Raw genomic sequence first — 18809 nt, 5'->3', positions numbered from 1 at the left:
ACGAAGTTTTTTCTTTATTTTCCGTACCAAGCAATGCCCTCATAACGCCAGCCGACTTGTTTTAAATGATCGCGCTCGTTTGTGTTCAGCGTATAATGATGGGTTCCTGTCTTCGCATTTGGATTATACAATCGATACAACGGTTGCGTACCACCTGAGTACCAAGAAATCCCTTCATAACGCCACCCCGCTCTTTTCAAGTTGTCTCGTTCTGCGGCATCCAGTGTATAGTGATGGTCTCCTGCATTTGGATTATACATCCGATAAACCGGCGCACCACTTTGCGGAGCATTCCAAGCGACCCCTTCATAGCGCCAGCCGGCTTGAAGCAGCGTGTTTTTCTCATTGCTATCTCGAGTATAAAAATGTTCACCGCTATTTGGATTGTATACTCGATACATGGCCTCTGTTCCAATCGGTGTCGGATCGGATTGAAAAATCCCTGTATAATCCGCAGAAACATCAAAAGTCCCATTAACATTTGGAAAACTTACCAGTGACGACCACTGCCACGCACCGTACTCTGTATAAAAGTTTTTGGCAGATAAAGAATAAGGATAGGCTGCAACCCAGATGTTTTTATTTCCTAGTGCATGTGCATCTAATAACCCTTCATTGAACCAACCCAAACTAGCATAATGTCGGACATTTCCGTACCCCATTCGGTTCAACTGATTTGCGAACGAGGCAGAGTCATTCGTGTGGTTCCCTTGATTTCGAATAGTCGGCGCCTCAATGTCATTGACCATCACTGTTGATGAAGATAAACCCAATTGGCTCGCATAAGATGCAAAATAATTTGCCTCGGCTCTTGCACTTGCATCTGAAGTGAACCACGCATAGTGATAGGCTGAGACTTTTAGTCCCGCTGCTTTAGCGTTCGCGATTTGTGTTGCCGCGTAAGGATTCTGATAGGAGGTTCCCTCTGTCAGCTTCACTACAACACCGCGCACCCCATAAGCTTTCATTTTTTGAAAATCAGCTACACTAACGTTCCCATTATAAGAAGCGACATCAACAAAACTTTTTGAAGGCAAATTTGCATCCGCCGCGGATACTGAGGGCAATGAGTACAATTCTAAAGCAAAAAAATTAGCTGCTTTCCCTTGATTCGCTTTTTGCAAATCTGAATGTTCTGTTCCAGCAGGTAAATAATAACTCCCTGCTTCGTCTTCACCGCTGATTAGATTCGGATCGGCTTCAGGATCTTTTTCTTCAGCGGTCTTTTTTTCTTGCTCGACGTTGCTTTGTACGCTCGCTTGCGCCTGTTCGTTTTGTTGCTTCACCGTTGCTTGATCTAGTCCGTCTTTCTGAGCTTGATCCGCAACTTGCTGCTGTTCCGAATACTTAGCATTTTCGTCTACAGGATTGTTTTCTTCAGCGGCGACATTTCCCACTGGAAAAATCCCCAGCAGCAAAAGAATGCTTACCCATCGTTTCTTTTTTTTCATTGCTTGCTTACTCCAAACGTTTCAAATTATGTTCACTATACGCTCAAGTAGTTGACCTGGCAAATCCGTATCGTTTTTACTCTTTTTCACTAAAAAAAGGATAGCAATTCTGAAAAAAACAAGTGCGCATTCGCACGCCTTTTTCTTTTACGGGATCATTCAAAAATGTACAAAAAAATACACCGGCATTCGCCAGTGCATCCGTTTTGTTAAGCTTGGTTGTTTTCCATAATGTAATCAACTGCAGCTCCAACAGTTTCAATTTTTTCAGCATCTTCATCAGAAATTTCTGTTCCGAATTCATCTTCCAATTCTAGAACGAATTCCATGATACTGATTGAATCTGCATTTAAGTCGTCTTTGATACTCAATCCAAGAGTCACTTTATCTTTATCGATTTCAAAGTGATTTGAAATTATTTCAGCAACTTTGCTAAATACTTCTTCACGAGTCAACAACATTCACCTCCACTTGATCCACTATTATTCGTCTATGTTTTACCAGAAGGTCAATGTTCATTTTACTGGTGTTTGCCCTCTTTGTCTACCTTTTTTAGCAAAATTGCCGAAGGGGCTATTCGCCTTTTGGGGTTTCAAAAAATGCGACTAATTGTCCAACGACATCCGTATCAAGCATCGTATGAATTTGGTCGATCGTATTCGCTACCGCCTCTGGTCCAGTTGATCCATGCGTTTTGATTACAGGAGCTTTCAAACCAAATAAAACTGCCCCCCCATGGGAAGAGTAATCTAGTTTATCTTTTAGACCATACAGCGTATCTTTCAACATTGCCGCACCGAGTTTTCCTTTGACGCCCGCATCGTTGATACTGCCTTTTAAGAGACTCATCAAGCCCATCGCTGTTCCTTCAATCGTTTTTAAGACGGCATTGCCCGTAAACCCGTCAGTTACGACAACATCCGCAGCACCATTTAATAGCTCACGCGCCTCCACATTGCCAATAAAATGAATACTTTCTTCCGCTTGTAAAAGTTTGAAGGCTTCTTTTGTCAATTCACTGCCTTTGTTTTCTTCCGTACCGTTGTTCAATAGTCCAACACTCGGATTCGCGATTCCCCGGACATGCTTGGCATAGAAGGAACCTAGAATAGCATACTGATGAATGTGCTCTGCTTTATTTTCTGCATTTGCGCCTAAATCCAGCATATCAAACCCACTGTCGCCATTTAAAACAGGGAGTGTCGACATCAATCCCGGACGTTCGATCCCTTTGATTCTTCCTACTATAAACAATCCCGCTGCTAATAAAGCTCCGGTATTTCCGGCTGAGAAAATCGCATCGGCTCTGCCTTCTTTGACCGCTTGTGCAGCTAGAACCATTGAAGCATTCTTTTTACGGCGAATGGCTTTGACGGGTTCGTCGTCACTGTTGATTTTTTCATCTGTATGAATGATCGTGATATTGTTTTCGTTCGTTACATATTCACGAATCGCTTCTTCTTTTCCATATAATTGAAATTCAATTTCTGGGTGTTTTTTTTGCGCTAACATGACACCTTCCACGATAGCTTTTGGTGCAAAATCGCCACCCATTGCATCTACAGCAATTTTCATGAGAAAAATCTCTCCTTTTAGTTGTTCGTTATGTTCTTAAATTTGATTTTATCACTCTATTTAAACAGAGTAGCAATGAACATAACACGCTAATTTTTTTTATACAGTATAGCACACACTAGTCAAAGTATGTTTCCCCAGTTTCAGTTGGTTTTAACGTCTTGGCTAATGGGGCAAAGGCTGGCTGTTCTCGCCAATCTTCCACTTGCCAAATTTGATTAGCCTCATCCCGCGCCACCTCTAATACATTGGCGTCGTTCACAAGATCGGCGATCAGAAATTGCGGCAAGCCCGATTGACGAAAACCAAATACTTCCCCAGGGCCGCGCAGCTCTAAATCTTTTTCACTCAAGACAAACCCATTGGTCGTCTCTGTCATGATCTTCATGCGTTCTTTACCCATTTCATTTTTAGGACTAGCCACTAAGATACAGTAAGACGCATCTGAGCCGCGTCCGACCCGCCCGCGCAATTGATGCAGCTGGGCAAGACCAAAGCGGTCGGCATCCATGATAAACATGACTGTCGCGTTTGGAACATTGACGCCTACTTCAATAACAGTAGTTGAAACTAATATCTGACTTTGATTGTTCTTGAATTCCTCCATGATCGTCTCTTTTTCAGCATTCTTCATCTTTCCGTGCAGGAGACTGACCTGGTAATTCGGCGCATAGTATTCGTTTAAATGCTCATAGATTTCTGTCGCATTCTTTACATCTAACGCTTCGGATTCTTCAATCAAAGGACAGATCACATACAACTGGTGTCCTGCCTGCAGCTCTAATTTTGCCCAATCCAGCGTATGCTCTAATTGTTTGGGCTTGATCCAACTTGTTTTAACAGGAATCCGTCCTGCCGGCATTTGATCGATGATCGAGACGTCCATCTCCCCATATGCAGTAATTGCTAGCGTTCTAGGAATAGGTGTTGCGGTCATGAATAGAACATCTGGATGAAGTCCTTTTTCTCGTAACACTCTTCGTTGGTTGACCCCGAAACGGTGCTGCTCATCCGTGATAACCAATCCAAGATTCGCAAATTGTACGTCGTCTTGAATCAACGCGTGTGTCCCGATCACAACGTCAATCTCACCATTTTGCAGACCAGCCAAAATGGCGCGGCGTTCTTTGGTCTTGGTAGAACCAGTCAGTAAGGCTGTAGTCATTTCCAACGGATCAAACAAATGATTCAAACTTTCCAGATGTTGCTGTGCCAAAATTTCTGTCGGTACCATCAAAGCGCCTTGAAAACCCGCAGTCATCGTGGCATACAATGCAATGGCCGCAACCACTGTTTTCCCGCTCCCAACATCTCCTTGTAATAACCGCTGCATATGTTTCTTGCTGCGTAAGTCATAACAGATCTCATTGGTTACACGTTTCTGGGCATCTGTAAGCTCGAAAGGCAGTTGCTGTGTAAATCGCTTGAGACGCTCAACGTCATAACGAATCGCAAGCCCATTTTTTTCGCTTCGTTCGCTTTTTTTTAATCCTTGCATACGCATTTGGAACAAGAAAAACTCTTCAAAAACTACGCGACGTTTTGCTTGCTGATTCTCTTTTGGATCTTTGGGAAAATGCATTGCCCGCATCGCTTGATTGCGTGGCATCAAACGATATTTTTCTAATAAATAATCCGGCAGATTTTCCGTCACTTGATCGCCGAATTTTTCGAATCCGACTTTGATCAAATCAACTAACGTACTTTGTCGAATCGATTTTGTCACATGATAGATCGGCGCATATTCTTCTGTTTGTTTGCCGCCTAAAATTTTCATTCCTGTGAGGGATTTACGCTTCGCATCCCATTTTCCATAAACAGCTAATTCTTCTCCGACTTCGACTTTGTCTTTCAAATAAGGCTGATTGAAGAAGGAGACCATGAAGACTGCATGATCTTGCATCATACGAAACTGCAGTCGACTCTTTTTGTAGCCAAAACGGCTAACCACCGGTGCCGAGACGATGACACCCTTTAAGGTAACTTTTTCTTGATCATTGATTTCCAAAAGATTTTTTTCTTGGATATCCTCATAGCGAAACGGATAATAGCTTAATAGATTTTCAATCGTAACAATCCCTAACTCAGCTAACGTTTGCGCTCTCTTAGGACCGACTCCAGGCAAAACCGAAACAGTTTCTTCAATCGACATCGAAATCCTCCTTTCAATAAAAATAGGCTTCTCACCACGCATACGATTCCACTAATTGCGATAAAGCGCAAAGTGGAACTCGCAGTAGTCTCATTAACCTGAATGAATTTTCTTGAGAAAATTCTCTTACGTTCGACCACATATCATTATGCTAAACTGCACATTTATCTATTTGCCATCAACGCAAATAGTCATCTTCGATTGTTAAATACTGCAAAAAGCATAACTGACAGCTAGCTCAGAGATACGGTACTCATTTTCCTCAAAAACCAGGAAAATGAACTACTTTCACCACGCATGCGATTCCACTAATTGCGCTGAAGCGCAAAGTGGAACTCGCAGTGGTCTCATTAACCTGAATGAATTTTCTTGAGAAAATTCTCTTACGTTCGACCACATATCATTATGCTAAACTGCATATTTATCTATTTGCCATCAACGCAAACAGTCATCTTCGATTGTTAAATACTGCAAAAAGCATAACTGACAAAAACAGGAGCGAGCCAGATATTCTTGGCTCGCTCCTCCGACTTTTTCTCATTATTCTGCTGAAAGCAAGTATGGGTAGACAGGTTGTTTTCCTTCGTGGATCTCTACTTCCAAATCAGGATAGCTTGCTTCAATTGCTTCGCTTATTTTTTCAGCTTCAGCTTGCGTACCTTCTTCACCGACGATGATCGTGATGATTTCAATATCTTCACTGATCATTTTAGTCAATGTGTCTAACGTTGCTTGGTACTTATCTTCTTCAGAAAGAACGATTTTACCATCGATCATTCCTAAGTAGTCCCCTTCGTGGATCTCTACTCCGTCGATAGAGGTGTCACGGATGGCATTGGTGATTTGTCCACTGACTACAGAATCAAGCATTTCAGTCATCGCTACTTTGTTCTCTTCTAAACTTTGATCCCCATTGAAGGCCAGCATCGCTGTCATTCCTTGAGAAACAGTTTTACTTGGTACAACTGCTACAGGAATATCCGCTACTTCTGCGGCTTGATCTGCTGCCATAAAGATATTTTTATTATTAGGTAAAACAATCACTTGGTCCGCATTGACTTCCTTGACTGCTTTCAAAATATCTTCCGTACTTGGATTCATCGTTTGTCCGCCACTGATGACATAGGCAGCACCTAAACTCTTGAACAATTCTTGAACACCTTCACCAGCAGCGATCGCAATCACTGCATACGGTTGATGCGCAACTGGCGCTGCTTCAAAAGCGGCTACTTCTTCATCGTGTTCTAAAATTGTTTCATGTTGTTGACGCATATTATCGACTTTGATTTTAATTAACGCACCAAATTTTTGACCATAATTCATCACTTCGCCTGGATGTTCTGTATGGACATGCACTTTAACGATTTCATCATCGTTAACGACTAATAATGAATCCCCGATACCGTCTAAATAATTACGGAAGGTATCATAATCAAAATTACTGTCCACAGTAGGACCTTCACCAAGACGAACCATGATTTCTGTACAATAACCGAATTTGATATCTTCGGTTGCTAGTTGTCCTTGGACGCTGCGGTGATGCTCTGCATTGACCATTTCATCCATTTCAGCCGGACTTGGTTCATAGGCATCATCCACTTGGAATTCCCCATTCAATGCACTCAAGAAGCCTTCATAGATAAACAAAAGACCTTGACCGCCACTATCGACAACGCCGACTTCTTTTAAAACAGGCAGCATATCAGGGGTTTTGTCTAATGCTTTTTTCCCGTATTTAACGACCGCTGTCATCACTTCGATCACATCGTCCGTTTGTTTAGCTTTGCGTTCACCCGCTTTTGCGGATTCACGAGCCACAGTTAAAATAGTTCCTTCTACAGGCTTCATTACTGCTTTATAGGCCGTTTCAACACCATGAACGAGCGCTTTCGACAGATCCTCTGCATTTAATGTATCTACCTCTAAAATGGCTTTTGAAAAACCGCGGAATAGCTGAGACAAGATAACGCCAGAATTTCCTCGCGCGCCCATCAACAATCCTTTTGCTAATACATTGGCTAATTCGCCGACTTTCTCTGAGGTAGAGTTAACAACCGCAGTCGCGCCGCTGGTCATAGATAGATTCATGTTGGTCCCAGTATCGCCATCAGGCACGGGGAATACATTTAATGAATTGACATATTCTGCATTGACTTGCAGACGTTTAGCGCCAGCCTCTACCATTTCTTGGAATTGACTCGCGCTGATCTCTGTTACCTTCACTTACTTAGTCCTCCTTAAGAACGCTGCCTTTAGTCAGGCAGAACACGTACACCTTGAACATAAACATTCACTGAGTTAGCTGTTACTCCAAGCATCGTCTCCAAATTGTATTTCACTTTTTCTTGGACATTGCGCGATACTTCTGAGATTTTCGTGCCGTAGCTGACGATCGTATAGACGTCGACTGCGATTCCGTTCTCTTCTTGACGTACAACGACGCCGCGTGAATAATTTTCTTTTCTTAAAATCTCTGTAATATTGTCTTTGATTTGTTTTTTACTAGCCATACCAACGATACCAAACACGTCAGTAACCGCACCGCCGACAACCGTCGCGATGACGTCGTTTGAAATTTCGATCATACCAGTCTGTGTATTGATTTTCACAGCCATAGTTGTTAGCCTCCTTAAATAGGCAAAAATGCCCATTTTTTCTACTATAATAGTTTATCATAGCCCCATGACAAATAAAAGAAAGTTCCATTGCGTTTCGCTGATAGGGCGATCCCTGCTTGCTACAAAATTATGCTGACTTTCTTACATCAAAACTTTTACTAAAAAATTTTATGCTAACAGACTATAATTTACCTTCAAATGCACTGAATGTCAATCTTTCTAAAAAAATTCACTTGCACATCTTGTTAAGATGTGCTATTTTATTTTAGTATGAGCCAAAGAAGCGCTCCAATATCAAGGCTAAAGGAGGAAACAACACATGGCAAAAGTTTGCTATTTTACTGGTCGTAAAACAAGAAGTGCAAATAACCGTTCTCACGCTATGAACGCTACGAAACGTACTGTAAAACCTAATTTACAAAAAGTTCGCGTTTTAGTGGACGGAAAACCTAAAAAAGTTTGGGTCTCAACTCGTGCTTTGAAATCTGGAAAAGTTGAGCGCGTTTAATATTATCCAATCAATCAAACCGTTCGATGACGAGCGGTTTTTTATTTTTTTGCGAGAAGTATTAAGTACGCTGCGATTCCATTAAAAATCTACATATAAAAAAGCCGACACTGTCGGCTTTTTTGTTGCTTCCTTTTGTAGCAGCGGCAATAAAATAAGGGCAATTCTTTGTCTGAGTTTCACACCTCTTTCACAATATTTTTTTGTATCTATGGTAAAATTTGGATAGTCTGTTGAAAGAAGTTTGGTGATTTTTATATGAAAAACTATCTCAAAGAAAATCGTTGGTACTTGTTGGCCAGTTTTTTTCTACCGCTCGCCTTGATGGTGATCGTCTACTTAACGATCGGCATTTATCCTGGATCGAGTCGTAGTGTCTTAGCCAGCGATGCCTTTTCGCAATTTTCAAATTTCCACGCAAGTTTTCGCAATATGCTCTTAGGCAAACAAGGGCTTTTTTATAATTGGAACACATCCATGGGATTGAATTATCTTTCTCTTGTTTCCTATTATCTTGGCGGCTTTTTTACACCGCTGGTCATTTTCTTTCCGAATCAACTGATGCCTGACGCGTTATATTTTTTAACACTGTTAAAAATTGGTGCCGCAGGACTGGCTTTCTGGTTTTACGCCAAGGGAAGCTTTAAGCTGCCCGACTGGTCAAGAGTAGCTCTCAGTGTTTCTTATGCACTCATGTCCTTTACCATCGCGCATTCTGAGATCATCATGTGGTTGGATGCCTTTGTTTATCTGCCTCTGATTATCTGGGGAATCAATCGTGTGATGGACCTGCGAAAGCCGACGGTACTTTTTGTTTCCTATTTAATGTTGTTTTTAACAAGCTTTTATATGGGCTTTATGATCGGACTTTTTTCCGTTCTTTATTACGTCGCACGACTGATCACAAATTGGAAGCTTTATAAAAAAAGTATTATCCCTTACGGCTTTACTTCCCTCTTGGCTGGCTTCGCCTCAATGATCATGATTTTACCGTCCATTCTGGATTTGCGGACGAACGGGGAGGAGTTAACACAACTAACGACCTTTAAAACAGAAGCCACTGGCTGGTGGGATTTTGTTGCTAAGAATATGATCGGGGCTTATGACACGACAAAATATGGCTCCATCCCATTTATTTATATTGGACTGTTACCATTAGCACTATGCCTGTTTTTCTTTATCTGCAAAAAAATTCCATGGAAGAATAAAATCGCCTATGGAGCGATTGCTGCAATTCTGATCGCAAGCTTCTATATCCAACCGATGAACTTATTCTGGCATGGAATGCATGCACCAAATATGTTTTTATTCCGCTACGCCTACCTACTCTCCTTTTTAGTGATTACTTTGGCTGCCTGGGGATGGGAAAAAGTAGACCGTGATAACATTTTGCAGCTAGTCGCCGCCTGTCTGATATTGATCGCTGTTTTCGCAATCTTCTGGGGGATGAAAGGAAAAGACTACAACTACCTTAAAAATATCTCTCTTTATATCACGATCGGCTTTTTGGCCGTGTATGCGTTGGTACTCACAGGGTATTACTTCAATAAGATCCCTTTAAAAGTATTGAGCATCTTGCTGTTGCTGTTGATGTCTACAGAAGCCTTTGTCAACAGTGATTTTATGGTACGAGGCATCTTGAAGGATTGGAATTACGCTTCTCGAAGCTTGTATACCGAACCCTATCCTTCCATCAAGGCGTTAGTCGATAAAACAAAAGATGAAAACGACACCTTCTATCGGATGGAAAATCTCGATCCAGTGTCTTCAAATGATGCCTTTAATTACGGCTATAGCGGCATCAGCATGTTTTCTTCGATTCGTAACCGGCATTCCTCTGGCTACATGGACCAGCTCGGATTCCGTTCAAGAGGAACAAGCTTGAACATTCGCTATCAGAATAATACGTTGCTCGCAGATGCCTTTACAGGGATCAAATACAACATCGCAAAAACAAAGCAATTGAATAAATATGGTTTTGACAAAACGGACACTGTTGGCGAGTACAACTTGTTTGAAAATAATTACGCATTGCCGTTAGCCTTCACAGCCCCAACCACGATCGATAAATTAAAAGCTTTGCCAAACGATAACCTTGGGACACAAACACAATTATTCAATGCTTTATCGCAGGAACAGTTTCAATACTTCCACTTCTTGCCGATCACACAAATAGATACAAAAAATGCGAACGTTACAAATGCAGGCAATATTATGACCATTGCAGAAAAACAAGGGAATGTTGCAAAAGACGTTACGTGGAAAGTGCAAGTTCCCGCGAATACTCAAGCTTATTTGAGTCTCTACCCTTATGACTTTGCTGAATTGGAAAGCTCAACCGCAACCGTGACTGCAAACGGTCAGACACGACAAGCCCAAATCGGTATCAGCGGACAGTATTATGATCTAGGCTATTATCAAGAAGCGACCACGGTCACATTCACAGCGAGTTTTTACGGAACCAAGTCAATCAGTTTCCAAAATCCGCAAGTCCTTGCTTTAGACACCGTCGCTTACCAGTTAGCGGTTGACAAGATCAAAGAAAATGCCGTAGATATGAAGGTTGGCTCCCGTAGCGCTGAAGGAACAGTAGATGCAAAAGAAGCTCGAACGCTAGTTACAACGATTCCTTACGATGAAGGCTGGACAGCCAAAATCGATGGAAAGAAAGTTGATACGAAAGCCTTCCAAAATGCGTTCGTCAGCATCCATGTACCAAAAGGCAAGCATAAAGTCACCTTCAGCTATCTGCCTAAAGGCTTTATCGCTGGAGCGATTTCCTTTGTCGTCGCGATCGCTATGTTTATTCTTTACCTGCGAGCCTTAAAACCTAAAAAAAATCACCGCCATTAACGTACAAAAGAGGCTGTGACATAAGTCTCTAAGTAAAAAGCCAGTGAAATGACGAGAATTCGTTCATTTCACTGGCTTTTTTGGGTAAACTAAAAGAGTACGAGATGACGCTCGTACTCTAAATCATTCAACCCCCGAAAGGATCAAAATCATGCATACAAATTATAACATGAATCAACTCACTTTAGATATCACAACTTCTTATATTCCAAAAGAAGATAGCACTGCTTGGTTTATCAATGAACTTGTCGAATCACTTGAAATCAAAGAGCCTTATCTTTTTGGCCGACCGCGGAATTATGATTTAAGCGCGATGTTAAAACTAGTTCTTTTCGCTTATACGCGGAGTGTATTTAGCAGTCGGAAAATTGAGCAATTAGCTGAAGAGAGCCTACCGGCTCGTTGGTTGACGCAAGAACAGATGCCGACTTACCGAACCATTGCCCGTTTCCGCGTGTCTAATGAATTAGAAGCATTGATCGAAAAGGGGCTTGATTCATTAATTCATTATCTTAGGGAGCAACAATTGATTACTCATTCAATTTTTATCGATGGGACGAAGCTTCTCGCGGATGCCAATAAATATAGTTTCGTCTGGAAAAAGAGCACAATCAAGTATGACAAAATGAACCGTGAGCAGCTCGTCTCTTTGATGTCTGAACTCAAAGAGGCGCATTTAGCGAGTCATGTTCCTGAAGGAACCTCACTCACATTAGATATGTTGGATGAAGTACTTACAAGGTTGGAATTACGGTTAGAAGAATTGGAACAAGAAGTACTTGAAACCAGAAAGGTTTCACCAAATCCAGCCAAACAACAACGCCGTAAATTAAAAGCACAAAAACGAAAACTAAGCGAACGTCGGGATAAAATGGCGGAGTATCAACAGCGCTTAGCTATTTGTGGTGCCCGTAATAGTTATTCAAAAACAGATACAGATGCCACCTTTATGCGTGTCAAAGAAGATCCTATGCGTAATGGGCGATTAAAGCCTTCGTTCAACCTTCAAGTAGCCACTAGTAACCAGTTCATTTTAGATTATGATGTCTATCAAAATCCAACGGATACGAAAACCCTCCCAGCATTTATAGAAAAAATGAACGGGGCGGGTCGACTTCCTAAGTATATTGTGGCGGATGCCGGATATGGCTCAGAACAAAATTATCGGTATCTTGAGGATGAACTACCGAATCATATCGCATTGATTCCTTACTCTACGATGTTGAAAGAGCAAAGTAAGAAATGGCAGTCGGACGAACGAAAAGTCATGAATTGGACGTATAACGAACAAGAGGATTATTACATTGATCCCAAAGGAGTTCGTTTCAATTTCAATACATATAGAACAGATACGGATAAAGTCGATGGGTTTGTTCGAGACTTCAAAGAGTACAAAGCAGAAAAATATACGGAAAATAAAGAAGTGATTCAAGAAGCGTTGACCCAAGGGGGCAATACACGCATCATTAAGGTCAATCCTTCGTTAGAATACTTTAAAGCAAAACAACGCACCTTGCTTTCAGAACCTGAAAATGGAAAAATCTACGCACAAAGAAAAATTGACGTAGAACCAGTCTTTGGGTGGATGAAGGCTTGTTTGCATTTCACTCGATACCATGTTCGAGGCCTAGAAAAGGTGAAAAAGGAAACGGGTATCCTTATCATGGCATTAAATATGAGAAAGTTAGCCGCAATGAAACGGCTTGGCACCTTGAGTACATAAAAATTGGCTTCCAGAAATCATTAAATGATTTCTGGAAGCCAATTTTTGTTCGATTAAGGATTACGACTTATGTCACAGCCTCTTTTTAATATTTCCGAATACACGCCTCGACTAAATCCCAAAATGTTTCTGTATCGATTTTCTTACCAACTTTTGCATTCGCTTTTTGCTCTAAAACATTGAGCTCATCGCAAACCGTCCGACCATAACAAGGTCCGCGATTGCTATCGACTTCAACATACATTTCCTGTGTTTCAAACGCTTCAGGAGAAATCAGATACCCCACGCAGGTGGCATCATGTAACGGCCCCGCTTCCAAACCAAAGCATTCAAACTGACTCTTTAAAGTAAAGCGCATGATGTCACCGAATAGTTTCCCCGCAACATTTTCCACTGCTTCCATTCGTTCAATGATCTCCAGTGTACAAAGTGTCTGATTCGTCAGATCAAGCCCCATCATAACGATCGGTGCCCCTGAGGTAAAAACCACATGTGCCGCTTCTGGATCAGCAAAAATATTAAACTCGGCAGAAGGTGTGAAGTTGCCGGTTCCATAAGCCCCACCCATCAAAACAATTTCTTTGATTTTCGGAATGATCAATGGCTCCATTCGCATCGCAACGGCAATATTTGTTAATGGACCAACAGGCACGAGTGTAATGTCCCCCTCACTTGCCATCAAGGTATCGATGATATAGTTAACCGCATTTGTCTTTTCTGCCTGACGATGCAATGGACCAAAGACCGGACCATCTAAGCCAGACTCTCCGTGAACATTCCCCGCTACCACTTGCTCCCGTACTAGTGGCTTTGGCATCCCAGCATAGACGTTTGCATCAATTCCCAATAACTGACAAACATTCAAGCCATTGACCACTGTCTTGTCCAACGTTTGATTCCCAGCTACAATGGTGATTCCTAACAAATCAATTTTCGGGTGTGCCGCCGCCATCAGTATCGTTATGGCATCATCATGCCCCGGATCACAGTCTAAAATAATTTTCCGTTTCTCCATTTGAAAGCCTCCTAAGAAAATATTGTTCCTTTATCTAGTTGCATTATAGTAAGTTCCTGCTTATGATAAGTATGAGAATTCTCATATAAGGAGGCAGAAAAAATGAAGAAGTTGCAAAATGAAAAATTGAAACAGCAGTTCATTCAATCCTCTGACTACCTTGATCAATTTTCCTTCGATATCAGTTTGGACACACACTTGTTTTTCTTCCCGGCCAATAGCTACATCGTAAAAGAAGACAATCCGCCTTCCCATTTATTTTACTTAGTAAAGGGCAAAGCGAAATTATATGACACCTTAGCAAATGGAAAAGTCGCGCTGATCGATTTCTTTTCGCCCCCTTGCTTTATCGGTGAGATGGAACTCGTCGATGAAAATCAGACTGCCTTTAGTGTACAAGCGATCGAAGACTGCTGGTGCTTGGCTGTAGCAAGAAAAGATTGCCAGAAACGCTTACTACAGGACACACTTTTTCTTCAAAAGCTTTGCATCTATTTTGCCCATAAAAATTATCGCAATATCAAAGCTTCGACCCAAAATCAAGGCTTTCCGCTTTCGCAACGTCTAGCCTCTTTTATTTTATTGACGCAAAATGAAGGAACCTATCGCGAACAACACACACAGGTCGCCGAATATCTGGGCGTTTCCTATCGCCATCTACTCTTTGTGATCGCTCAATTTGTAGAGGCGGGGTATCTGGAAAAAATAGAAAAGGGCTATCTCATTCAAGATATTGAAACATTGACCCGACTGTCGAACGAAGTGAAAGCCTAACTCGCAAAAAAAGCATCCTTCAACAATCAAAAGACTGTTGGTGGATGCTTTATTGTCTAGTCATATTTTACTTCTGCCAGGTAGAGCCCCTCTGGATGGGCAGTTGGTCCTGCTGCATTTCGGTCCTTCGCTTCAAGTATTTCAGGAATACTGTCCGCTGGGATACGGCCGTTCCCAATTTTTAGCAATGTACCTACTAAGATTCGGATCATTTTATACAAAAAGCCGTTCCCGCGAAAAACGAAGGTCAATTCTGTCTTCGATTCATTCACCTCTAGATCCGCTTGATAAATCGTGCGGACTTTATCTTCAATGGCGCCGCCTGTCGCACAGAACGACGTGAAGTCATGCGTGCCTACTAAATCGGATAATGCCCGTCGAATCAATTCTAAATCCAATGGATACGGATAGTACGCCGCATAGTAGCGTCGAAACGGACTGCGAGGCTTTGCGATCTGGACTTTAAAATGATACGTTTTCTCCACAACATGATAGCGTGCATGAAAATCATCCGCCACGATCGCTACAGAGGACACAGCGATATCCTCAGGAGTCTGGGTGTCCAATGCAAATCGCATCCGTTCCAACGGACGCTCTTGCGGATAATCAAAATGAATCACTTGCCCGATTGCATGAACACCCGCATCGGTCCGACCTGAACCAAAAATCGTAATCGGAGACCCATTATTCATTTTTTTCAACGTCTTCTCCACTTCCTCCTGCACGGTTCGTCCATTCGGTTGTCGTTGAAACCCGTTAAACTGTGTACCATCGTAAGCAATCACTGCTTTATATCTGACCATGTTAGTTCTCCTTTTTTCTATTGCAGGAGTCATTATAACAGCTTTTCTATTCGGATTCCAACGCAATCAGAACCATTTGAGACCTCAGAAAAGTTTCCTCGCGGTACTAAAGTAAACGCTACTCTCTGCTGATGTAGCCCTTTCATTCAATTCTACTTGCCGAAAACATAAAATAAAGCGCAAAAAAAAGCTTGGATCACTCCAAGCTTAACTGCGTAAAAAGACTAAAACAACCGTTACCGCAGCAAAAACTACCAAGACAAGGGTATCACGAGACGCCCATTGCAATTTTCGATACTTACTACGTCCCTCGCCGCCACGATAACCCCGAGCTTCCATGGCAGTCGCTAGATCTTCCGCTCGGTTGAAACTGCTGACAAATAAAGGAATCAGCAATGGTACGATTGCCTTCACCTTTTGAATCAAGTTGCCATCATTGAAATCCACCCCGCGAGCGCGCTGCGCATTCATGATTTTTTCTGTTTCATCCATCAATGTTGGAACAAACCGTAAAGCGATGGATAACATCAAAGCAATTTCATGTACCGGTAAATGAATTTTCTTCAGCGGGTTTAATAAAGATTCGATTGCATCAGACATTGATAACGGCGGTGTCGTTAATGTCAGTAAGGTCGACATAAAAATAATCAAGACGAACCGGCAAAAGATAAACAGTCCATTCTGTATCCCATAGGAAGACAAACTGAAAACACCCCAGGACCAATACAATGTCCCACCGCGAGTAAACAGCATTTGCAAAGCAACCGTAAAAATAATCAACCAAATCAACGGTCTCACGCCTCGTAAAAAGAAGCTTAGACTTATTTTTGATAAAAATACCGCAAACATCGTGAAAATCCCCAAAAATAAATAGCTTTGCCAATTATTTGCTAAGAAAATAATCCCGATAAAATAGAAACTAGCAACCAATTTAGCACGAGGGTCCAGACGATGGATGACTGAATCTCCCGGTATATAACGTCCAAAGATCAATTTATTCATCATGAGCAGGACCTCCTGCAGCTTTTACGATCCAGTCCGCCAATTCATTTTCAGTCAATGGCAGCGTTTCAAAAGAAGCACCCCTTGCTTGCATCTTCTCAGCAAAAGCACTCGCTTGCGGCACGCCTAATTGCTTTTCCTTCAGCCATGCAACATCTTGAAAGACCGATTGTGGATTTCCATGCTTCACCACACGACCTTTTTCCAAGACATAGACATAATCTGCGAAATTTGCAACGTCATCCATCAAATGAGTCACTAAAACGATCGTTATGTTCTTTTCATGATGCAAACGCCAAAACATCTCCATCATTTCTTTTCGTCCAAGCGGATCTAAGCCCGCTGTCGGTTCGTCTAAGACTAGCACTTCTGGCTCCATAGCCAAGACACCTGCAATAGCAACACGCCGCATCTGACCCCCTGAGAGCTCAAAAGGGGAGCGCTCAAGATATTCTTCCTCTAAGCCAACCATTCGAAGATTTTCCTTCGCCAAAGCATAAGCTTCTTCTTCACCGACTCCAAAGTTCTTTGGACCAAAAGCGATATCTTTAGCCACAGTTTCCTCAAACAGCTGCGCTTCAGGAAATTGAAAAACGATCCCAACTTTTTTGCGGACTGGCTTCAAATTCTTATTATCTGTCGTTGGAGTGATTGTCCGATCACCGATGACCACTTTTCCATCCGTTGGTTTCAATAACGCGTTCAAATGCTGCAATAATGTAGATTTCCCACTACCAGTATGGCCAACCAACGCTGTATAAGATCCTTCCTGGATATCTAGATCGATATCATAAAGTGCCCGTTGTTCAAAGGGCGTGTTGGGTTGATAAACGTAGCTTACTTTTTCAAAACGGATGTCCATAACCAGTCCATCATCCCTTCTTCATCTAAATAGCCCTTAGGAACCTGTATACCGCGTGCGTTTAATGCAGCTTTCAGCTTCTCAGGAAATGGCAGATCCAATCCCAGCGAAACCAATTCTGGTCCCGCAGAGAAAATTTCATCCGGTGTTCCTTCTTGATAAAGTTCCCCGTCTCTCATGACCAAAATTCGATTCGCACTAGCCGCTTCATCAATATCATGAGTAATTGAGATCACAGTCAAATCGCTCTCTTCTTTTATCTTATGAATCGTTGAAATGACATCATCTCGTCCTTCAGGGTCTAACATGCTTGTCGCTTCATCCAAAATAATGATGTCTGGACGCAAAGCCACAACGCCAGCAATCGCCACTCGCTGTTTCTGTCCACCAGATAAACGTGCAGGCTCTCGCGTCGCAAATTCTTGCATTTTTACTTTTTCCAAAGCATCCTGAACTCTATGCTGCATTTCACTTCGTTCGATCCCTTGATTTTCCAAACCAAAGGCAACATCATCTTCAACTGTTGCACCTACAAATTGGTTGTCAGGATTCTGGAAGACCATCCCTACCATTCGGCGAATATCCCAGACGGATTCCTCAGAGAGTTGCATCCCACCGACAGCAACGGTTCCCTTTTGTGGCAAATGAAGACCATTGATCGTTTTTGCTAACGTTGATTTTCCTGATCCGTTATGACCCACGATCGCTATCCATTCACCTTTATTAATTGAAAAGCTGACATCCTTCAAAGCAGGTGTCGCTTCTTCTTGGTAGCTAAATTCAATTTGATTGATTTCAATAATTGGCTTCATGGTTGCACCTTTCCACTTCTTTGCAAATCTGTTCTAAGCCTAGCAAAAAAGCACGGTTTTATCAATCCTTGATACTCAATAAAATGCTTTTGTATACCGACCTGTCTTGACAGTGTTTTTGGGTATAAAAAAACACTTTATGATGAGTGCCGGCTTCCCAGACATTCTGGGAAGCGGCGCTGAGCTAGACTCGGAGAAAATCTCCAACATCATAACACTCTAAAAGAATCATCTATAAAGTGAAGAGTGATTATTATACAAGTTCTAAAACGACCATAGGGGCGTTGTCGCCGCGACGAGGTTCAGTTTTTAAGATACGAGTGTATCCACCTTGACGTTCAGCGTAACGAGGAGCGATGTCATTGAATAATTTTTGTAATGCAGATTCAACAACAACAGCTTCGTTTTCTTCGCGAACATCAGCGACTTCATTACGTACAAAGCTAGCAGCTTGGCGACGTGCATGAAGATCCCCGCGTTTTCCTAAAGTAATCATCTTTTCAGCAGTTGAACGAACTTCTTTCGCACGAGCTTCAGTCGTAACGATACGTTCGTTGATAATTAAGTCAGTTGTTAAGTCACGCAACATTGCCTTACGTTGGCTAGATGTGCGTCCTAATTTACGATAACTCACGTAGGTTTCCCTCCTTTGTCAACAATA

At 42.0% G+C, this 18809-nt stretch carries 15 protein-coding genes and 1 pseudogene; 4 read left to right on the top strand and 12 right to left on the bottom strand.

What is annotated here, in order from left to right:
- Positions 1-14: 14 nt before the first annotated feature.
- From A5868_RS01630 to A5868_RS01605, 6 genes are all read right to left on the bottom strand, one after another.
- Complete coding sequence (locus tag A5868_RS01630) at positions 15-1451, bottom strand: GH25 family lysozyme (RefSeq protein ID WP_086305815.1); 1437 nt, start codon at positions 1449-1451, stop codon at positions 15-17.
- Positions 1452-1660: 209 nt separating this feature from the next.
- Positions 1661-1906: an acyl carrier protein gene (gene acpP / locus A5868_RS01625; protein WP_044926352.1), complete on the bottom strand. Its 246-nt coding sequence runs from the start codon at positions 1904-1906 to the stop codon at positions 1661-1663.
- Between the two features lie 118 nt (positions 1907-2024).
- Complete coding sequence (gene plsX, locus A5868_RS01620) at positions 2025-3026, bottom strand: phosphate acyltransferase PlsX (RefSeq protein WP_086305816.1); 1002 nt, start codon at positions 3024-3026, stop codon at positions 2025-2027.
- A 118-nt stretch (positions 3027-3144) separates the two neighbouring features.
- A complete protein-coding gene (gene recG / locus A5868_RS01615) occupies positions 3145-5178 on the bottom strand; it encodes an ATP-dependent DNA helicase RecG (protein WP_086305817.1) in 2034 nt (677 codons plus the stop codon).
- Positions 5179-5718: 540 nt separating this feature from the next.
- The gene (locus A5868_RS01610) at positions 5719-7401 is read right to left on the bottom strand and encodes a DAK2 domain-containing protein (RefSeq protein ID WP_086305818.1); all 1683 of its coding nucleotides are present in this window, start codon (positions 7399-7401) and stop codon (positions 5719-5721) included.
- Between the two features lie 29 nt (positions 7402-7430).
- On the bottom strand, positions 7431-7793 hold the full coding sequence (locus A5868_RS01605) for an Asp23/Gls24 family envelope stress response protein (RefSeq protein WP_010782036.1): 363 nt from the start codon (positions 7791-7793) through the stop codon (positions 7431-7433).
- A 322-nt stretch (positions 7794-8115) separates the two neighbouring features.
- On the opposite strand from A5868_RS01605, the gene rpmB reads away from it, so the two are divergent.
- From rpmB to A5868_RS01590, 3 genes and pseudogenes are all read left to right on the top strand, one after another.
- Positions 8116-8304, top strand: coding sequence for a 50S ribosomal protein L28 (gene rpmB / locus A5868_RS01600; protein WP_010747188.1), 189 nt, complete (start codon positions 8116-8118; stop codon positions 8302-8304).
- 258 nt (positions 8305-8562) lie between these two features.
- Positions 8563-11157, top strand: a complete 2595-nt coding sequence (locus A5868_RS01595) for a YfhO family protein (RefSeq protein WP_086305819.1) — start codon at positions 8563-8565, stop codon at positions 11155-11157.
- Positions 11158-11308: 151 nt separating this feature from the next.
- Positions 11309-12853 (top strand): annotated as a pseudogene (locus A5868_RS01590) (IS1182 family transposase); the annotation flags it as partial.
- A gap of 112 nt (positions 12854-12965) precedes the next feature.
- Here A5868_RS01590 and rihB read toward each other — a convergent pair.
- The gene (gene rihB, locus A5868_RS01585; RefSeq protein ID WP_086305821.1) at positions 12966-13895 is read right to left on the bottom strand and encodes a ribosylpyrimidine nucleosidase; all 930 of its coding nucleotides are present in this window, start codon (positions 13893-13895) and stop codon (positions 12966-12968) included.
- Positions 13896-13997: 102 nt separating this feature from the next.
- Here rihB and yeiL point away from each other — a divergent pair, with 102 nt between their 5' ends.
- Positions 13998-14669, top strand: a complete 672-nt coding sequence (gene yeiL / locus A5868_RS01580; protein ID WP_086305822.1) for a transcriptional regulator YeiL — start codon at positions 13998-14000, stop codon at positions 14667-14669.
- 56 nt (positions 14670-14725) lie between these two features.
- On the opposite strand, the gene truA is transcribed toward yeiL, so the two are convergent.
- From truA to rplQ, 5 genes are all read right to left on the bottom strand, one after another.
- Positions 14726-15472 (bottom strand): tRNA pseudouridine(38-40) synthase TruA, encoded by a 747-nt coding sequence (truA, locus tag A5868_RS01575; RefSeq protein ID WP_086305823.1) that lies wholly within the window; start codon positions 15470-15472, stop codon positions 14726-14728.
- 207 nt (positions 15473-15679) lie between these two features.
- Positions 15680-16477 carry an energy-coupling factor transporter transmembrane component T family protein gene (locus tag A5868_RS01570; RefSeq protein WP_086305824.1) on the bottom strand — a complete coding sequence of 266 codons (798 nt, stop codon included), beginning with the start codon at positions 16475-16477 and terminating at the stop codon, positions 15680-15682.
- Positions 16467-17336: an energy-coupling factor ABC transporter ATP-binding protein gene (locus A5868_RS01565; protein WP_086305825.1), complete on the bottom strand. Its 870-nt coding sequence runs from the start codon at positions 17334-17336 to the stop codon at positions 16467-16469. The genes A5868_RS01570 and A5868_RS01565 overlap by 11 nt, the downstream gene beginning before the upstream one ends.
- A complete protein-coding gene (locus A5868_RS01560; RefSeq protein ID WP_086305826.1) occupies positions 17312-18148 on the bottom strand; it encodes an energy-coupling factor ABC transporter ATP-binding protein in 837 nt (278 codons plus the stop codon). Before A5868_RS01560 ends, A5868_RS01565 begins: the two co-directional genes overlap by 25 nt.
- Positions 18149-18401: 253 nt before the next feature.
- Positions 18402-18782 carry a 50S ribosomal protein L17 gene (gene rplQ / locus A5868_RS01555; protein WP_010782044.1) on the bottom strand — a complete coding sequence of 127 codons (381 nt, stop codon included), beginning with the start codon at positions 18780-18782 and terminating at the stop codon, positions 18402-18404.
- Positions 18783-18809 lie beyond the last annotated feature (27 nt).

The organism is Enterococcus sp. 12F9_DIV0723, assembly GCF_002174375.1.
Lineage (GTDB): Bacteria > Bacillota > Bacilli > Lactobacillales > Enterococcaceae > Enterococcus_A > Enterococcus_A gilvus.
The sequence above is the reverse complement of the archived record's forward strand: the minus strand, read 5'-3'. Positions and strand labels throughout refer to the sequence as shown.